This window comes from Flavobacteriales bacterium (assembly GCA_013214975.1).
GTDB lineage: Bacteria > Bacteroidota > Bacteroidia > DT-38 > DT-38 > DT-38.
Genome location: JABSPR010000269.1, coordinates 1 through 5,731 on the forward strand (window position 1 = coordinate 1; position 5,731 = coordinate 5,731).

Below are 5,731 nucleotides of genomic sequence, written 5' to 3' on the forward strand. Positions count from 1 at the left end.
GATCTGCCAAAGTGCTGGCTAATTATTCTAAACGCTTTGCGAGCACTATACATAGAGAGATATATAGAGGAAGTACTGACTCTATGGCAAACTCTAGTTATTCTGTCAAAGAAAACAGAAATCACAATACCTATTTTATAGTTGATGAGGCGTCAATGATCGGCGAGAGTAAAAATTTTATTGGTGCTGGCGATTTATTAGACGACCTGATAAAGTATGTTTATTCTGGTAAAGGATGTAGGATAGTTTTTATTGGCGATGTAGCCCAGCTGCCACCAATTGGGTCAGAACTTAGTCCTGCATTGGAGCCGAGAACATTAAGAGATTCGTTCCAACTAAGAATAAAAGGTTCGGAATTAAAGCAAGTTATTCGACAGCAAGAAGATTCTATTATATTAAAAAATGCAACTAGTCTTCGTAATAGTATTGAGAAGCGGGATGTATCTGTTTTGCAACTCGATATTCAAGTATATAAGGATGTATCTGCGGTAGCTGGAGTGGAATTAGAAGAGCGCCTGGAGGCATCTTATTCTGAGTATGGTTTTTTGGATACGATTGTACTATGCAAGTCAAATAAGCGAGCAAACTTATTTAATCAGCAAATTAGGGCCAGGATTAGATGGTATGAAGAACAAGTTGAATCGGGAGATTTGCTAATGGTGGTTAAGAATAATTATTTCTGGCTTAAAGATGAAGAGGGTTCAAGCTTTATAGCAAATGGAGATATTATCCAAGTAACTAATATTCTTGGAAGAGAAGATATATATGGATTCAGTTTTGTCGATATCAGTATGAAAATGGTAGACCAAACAGATCAACCAGAATATGATGTGAAAGTAATGCTGGATACTATTGATATAGAGACTCCCGCATTAGATAAAGATAAGAGCAAGGACCTTTACACCGCCATTTCAGAAGATTATCAGGACCTGAGTAGTAAGGCTCGGTTGGAAGCAATAAAGAGTAATCCTTACTTTAATGCGCTTCAAATTAAATATGCTTACGCTATCACTTGTCATAAAGCTCAGGGAGGACAGTGGAAATCTGTTTTCATAGATCAAGGGTATCTTACCGAAGAAATGGTAGATAAGTCTTATGTCCGATGGATTTATACAGCCGTTACTCGTGCTTCAGAGAAGCTATGCTTTGTAAATTTTGATGCGAAGTTTTTTAAGGAATCCCCTTATTCTTGAATTATTTCTGAGAGATCGCGATGCTCAGTTTTGATAATATTGAAAGGAATATGTAATATAGATTTATAATCCTCGCCACAATCCTGCATGTCTTCTTCATCCGAAAGACAGTACCAGTTAATTTCTGCATTTTCTATACTTTGTACTTTTTCAAATACCCAGAGAATCCTTTTAGAACCAACGGTATTAAAATATTCTATATACACATTTAAGACAGTTTTTTCTTGAGGGTATTTTAGAGTATTCTTCAAGCCATTCTATCAAAGGATTGATGAATATGGTTGCATTAACCGGTAATCATCTTCCCGGAATACGCAAATTGCCAGTTTTATCGTCAAAGCTAACGCTGGGAATATTTTCTGTACCGTCAATAATTAATGGTTCCAATTAATAATAGTTTATTTCTATTAATACTAAGTTAGTTGAAAGTATAATTCCTACGTATCGCTTATCCGCTAAGTTACTAGGTCGAGATACTAAATTTGCTTGTCTTAATAATTTCACGGTAACGTATTTGTATTAAGCCTTTTATCTTTTGGTAAAAGTGTTGATAAAGTTGTAAGAATAAATATCAAAGCAACAGTAAATGTTATTACTACTCAAATGTTATTCTTATTGAGATAATAAATGAGCCGATATATAACCCTTGTAACGGGTTTTGAATTCTTCTGGAAGTGTTTTGAAGCCTCCGATATTACCTCTGCAAAACATGGAGCAATTAGTACAAATAAAAGGACTGGCAATAACGTACTCAGTCATTGCATAATCGAAGTTGATTTCTTCTTCGGCCTCAATATCTCGAAGGGCAATTAAATCAGTATTGTTTCTTACACCTAGGTTGGGATCGCAAGAATGAGTTAAGTATTTAACTTCGTTGGAAGGTTCTATATGAATATCTTTTCCGATTTCAACGGTGTACATATTCCTTTGATCAATTCTTTCTCCTGTAATGGAAAGAACAAGGTCGCCTTTTTTAAATCTGCGTTTTGTAAAAAGTGCTTTGCCTTTTAATTCTGTATCCCTTATGTCAAAATCAGTTTTCAAAATATCTATCAATTGGATTGATTTGTTTGCCAAGAATCAAATTTTATGCCTTTCTATTGTTAAAAGTTGTTCCCTAACGCAATGTACATTGAATATTGTGCTTTATTGAAACTAGTAACGGCTAGAATGTAGTCTAGTTTAGCTTGTAGGTAATACTCTTGCGCTTGGAAAACTTCAAATGGCTGTGCTGTTCCCATCATTTGTCTCTCTATACTTTGGAGCATGGCTTGAGCTGCTACCTGTAATGCTTCGTCAGATATCTTCATCATTTGTGCAGATATTTTTGATTGCTCTCTTGCGTTAACGGCCTCTTGGATCGCCAAGTTTTGGAACTGCTTTAATTTATTTTCGTGAAGCCCTATAAGGCCATTATGTTTTTTTATTTCTCCTTTACCTATAAGGTTTGCTAAGGGGATTTTCCATACAATACCCATGTTTAAAAGGTTTGTAGGGGAGCTGTTCGAAATGTTTCCCCCAAACATCGATTGATATGTATTTAGTTTTACATCTGGTAGCCACATACCAGTGGTAATAGCTCTTTTTCCGGTTCTTAAACTGTTTATTTCCATTTCTAAACCTTTGAATTCTGGTCTTTGCTTTGCTAGTAAAAGAGGAGGGGAGTTCTGTGTGTCATCAATAATTGCAACTCCGGTAACGCTATGGTCAGCACTTTCAACGCGAACATTAGCATCTGCATTCAAAAGATTTGCTAACTCGGCTGCTTTTATTCTGTACTTTCTATTGGCCTCTAATCGTTGGATTTTAAAATGACCCAACCTTGCTTGTGATAGATATAGCTCCGATTTATATCGAATGCCCAACTCTACTTGGATGCTTATCTGTTTAGTAATGTCTTCAGCCTTATTTACTAAAAGATCTGCTATAGCTAACTCTTTCGAATGCTCGGCTTGCATATCTAAAAATGTATAAACTGCTTTTAGGACTGCCTTGTTCTTTTCTGCAGTACTTATCTGTTTGAGGGCCTGTAGTTTTTGCTTTGAAGATTTAGTTAAGAAGAGTGCTTTAGATAAGTCCCATTCTGCAGATGCGCCAAGTCCTGCCCATGCATTAGATTGATTTATATTATTATAAATGGCACCATCGGCGTTCATTACAGCGCCATTTAATGAATGTTTTGTTATACCTCCGTAAATGCTTGGAAGCCACCACTGATCAGCAATTTTCTTTTCGGCTTTTGCAATTTTTAGACGTTGTTTGTATTCATCTATTATTAAGCTCTTGGTGCCAGTTATTTCTAAAACGTCCTCAAGTTTTACGTACAAAACCTCTTGGGTTAGATTTAGATCTTGTCCTTCTGTCTTAGTCCCCAATAGAATGGTCGTTAATAAAATCAGACTGTATTTAATATAGTTTTGGCCTAATCTCATTTTTTATTTATTCGAAATTGCTTCCACAGTTTGACCTGGTTTTACAAGGCTTTTTCCTTGTACAATAACTTTAGTATTAACGCTGATGTCGCCATTTAGTACCTCAAAGTAGTCTTTGTTCGATAGTCCTTTTCTAAGTGGAACCTGCTCTACAATACCTTCATTTACTACTAGAAGGAATAGTTCGTTTTGATACAAATATTGCGCTGTATGGGGAAGAGAAAGTACATTCTCTTGACTTTCTAACAGCATTGTCACTTTAGCGTACATTCCAGATTTTATTTTATGATCTCCATTGTCGATGTCTATTTCAACTTGCATTGTCTTCGAGGCTGGATCTAAAGCACCAGCTGTTCTACTCACCTTTGCTTCGTAACTATTGCCGGCTAATTCAGGAAATGAAACAGATGCTGGTGTTCCTTTTTTTATAGACGCCGCATCAGATTCAGGAAGGGGTAGCGTCAATACAATTGGGTTTACCTCTTGGATTTCAACAATTTTTGCAGCATCTGAGTTAATAAACCCCGATTGAACTAAAGCACCGTGGTCAACAAGTCTCTGCGTGATAATTCCGCCAAATGGAGCTTTTACCTGTAGGAAGTTTAGGCGGTTTGCAATAATACTTAGTTCTGCTTTCGCCGATTCGTATTGTACTCTTGCTTCTTCTACTAGCTGGATTGGTGTTAAATCCGGTGTGAATTCTAGCGACGTTTTAAGTCGATCATAAATAGAAGTTTTAGCTTCGAGCTTTGCTCTGTACTTTTCTTCAAGTCTAATCAACTCAGGATTGTGCAACAAGGCAAGAACATCTCCTTTATTTACTAGTGAACCTATATTTACATTGATAGACTGTACAATACCACTCTCCATTGCATATAGCATCACAGATTGATTTGGTAGTGCAGTGCCCGTAATAAGTATTTCAGCTTTAAACGAACGTTGTTCCGGAGAAATTACTTCTACCGTTGTCGTCTTCTCTGAAATAGCACTTTGACTATTCTTTTCTTCGTTTTTGGATGAGCAGGAATGGAACGTGAGTAAAACTGCTGAAATGTAAATTGGTAAGAAACTTCGTTTTGTAAGTGCCTCCATCATAATTAGTCTTTTGCGATGTATGAATACAAAATAGGGATAATGTATAAGGTTAAAAAGGTTGCCATGATTGTACCGCCAATTACGGCAATAGCCAATGGTACATTGCTTTCGGAGCCTTTGCTTAATGCTAGTGCTGTCGGTACTAGTCCGAAAATAGTTGTGCTTGCAGTCATTAAAATTGGTCGGAACCTGTCAGCAGAGCCTTTGGTAATAGCTTCTATCTTAGATGTTCCTTCAATTACTAAGGCGTTAATTCTATCCACTAAGATGTTGCCATAGGAGACAGCTATACCAACCATCATGATGATTCCCATAATTGATTGTATGCTCAAATAAGTATTCGTCATCCACATAAGTAAAGCCACTCCAATAATTCCCAATGGGAAAGAAAGGATTATAATTAATGGTAATCTAAAAGATCTGAAAAGAGGCACAATGATTAGAAACGCCAGCACTACCGCTAGTCCTAGTCCTAAACCTAAATCAGAGAAAGATTTTTTAATGATGCCTACTTCGCCCTCAAATGTTACTTCATATCCTTCAGGAATTTCTTTGTTTTTAATTTTGGCATCGATCATATCTTGAATTTGATCTGATACCGACCCAACATCTTTTCCTGTAATGTTTGCGTAGACGTTGTTCACACGCATCAACTTGTGGTGATTGATCTCAACTGCGTTCGTTGTTTCAGAGATTTTAGAAAAATTCCTAAATGCTACCGGCTTATCGTGCGTTGAGCTGTGCATGGTGATATTGTCAATTACATGCTCATTATCAATCAGATTTTCAGGATAGGTAACTCCTACGTAATAGTGATTACCATTACGTTCATCAATCCAAAATGCTTTCTGAAAGGTAGTCGAAGAGTTTAGTGCTGAAACAACATTCTTAATGGCATCAACAGGTTTAACGCCCAGTTCAGCTGCTTTTATTCTATCAATATCAATAATTTTAACGGGTTGGTCAATTCGTTGCAACACACGAACGTCTCTTATTTCCGCAATTTGTGCA

The 5,731-nt window shown here is 36.6% G+C and carries 6 protein-coding genes; 1 reads left to right on the top strand and 5 read right to left on the bottom strand.

Annotation, left to right across the window (positions count from 1 at the left end):
- Positions 1–1,193: ATP-binding domain-containing protein (locus tag HRT72_08640; GenBank protein ID NQY67774.1), on the top strand; the 1,193-nt coding region annotated here is incomplete at its 5' end.
- On the opposite strand, the gene HRT72_08645 is transcribed toward HRT72_08640, so the two are convergent.
- From HRT72_08645 to HRT72_08665, 5 genes are all read right to left on the bottom strand, one after another.
- The gene (locus HRT72_08645; protein NQY67775.1) at positions 1,184–1,444 is read right to left on the bottom strand and encodes a DUF1987 family protein; all 261 of its coding nucleotides are present in this window, start codon (positions 1,442–1,444) and stop codon (positions 1,184–1,186) included. The genes HRT72_08640 and HRT72_08645 overlap by 10 nt on opposite strands.
- A 361-nt stretch (positions 1,445–1,805) precedes the next feature.
- The gene (locus HRT72_08650; GenBank protein NQY67776.1) at positions 1,806–2,270 is read right to left on the bottom strand and encodes an SET domain-containing protein-lysine N-methyltransferase; all 465 of its coding nucleotides are present in this window, start codon (positions 2,268–2,270) and stop codon (positions 1,806–1,808) included.
- 26 nt (positions 2,271–2,296) lie between these two features.
- A complete protein-coding gene (locus HRT72_08655; GenBank protein NQY67777.1) occupies positions 2,297–3,625 on the bottom strand; it encodes a TolC family protein in 1,329 nt (442 codons plus the stop codon).
- A 3-nt stretch (positions 3,626–3,628) separates the two neighbouring features.
- The gene (locus tag HRT72_08660) at positions 3,629–4,720 is read right to left on the bottom strand and encodes an efflux RND transporter periplasmic adaptor subunit (GenBank protein ID NQY67778.1); all 1,092 of its coding nucleotides are present in this window, start codon (positions 4,718–4,720) and stop codon (positions 3,629–3,631) included.
- A gap of 2 nt (positions 4,721–4,722) precedes the next feature.
- Positions 4,723–5,731: efflux RND transporter permease subunit (locus HRT72_08665; protein NQY67779.1), on the bottom strand; the 1,009-nt coding region annotated here is incomplete at its 5' end.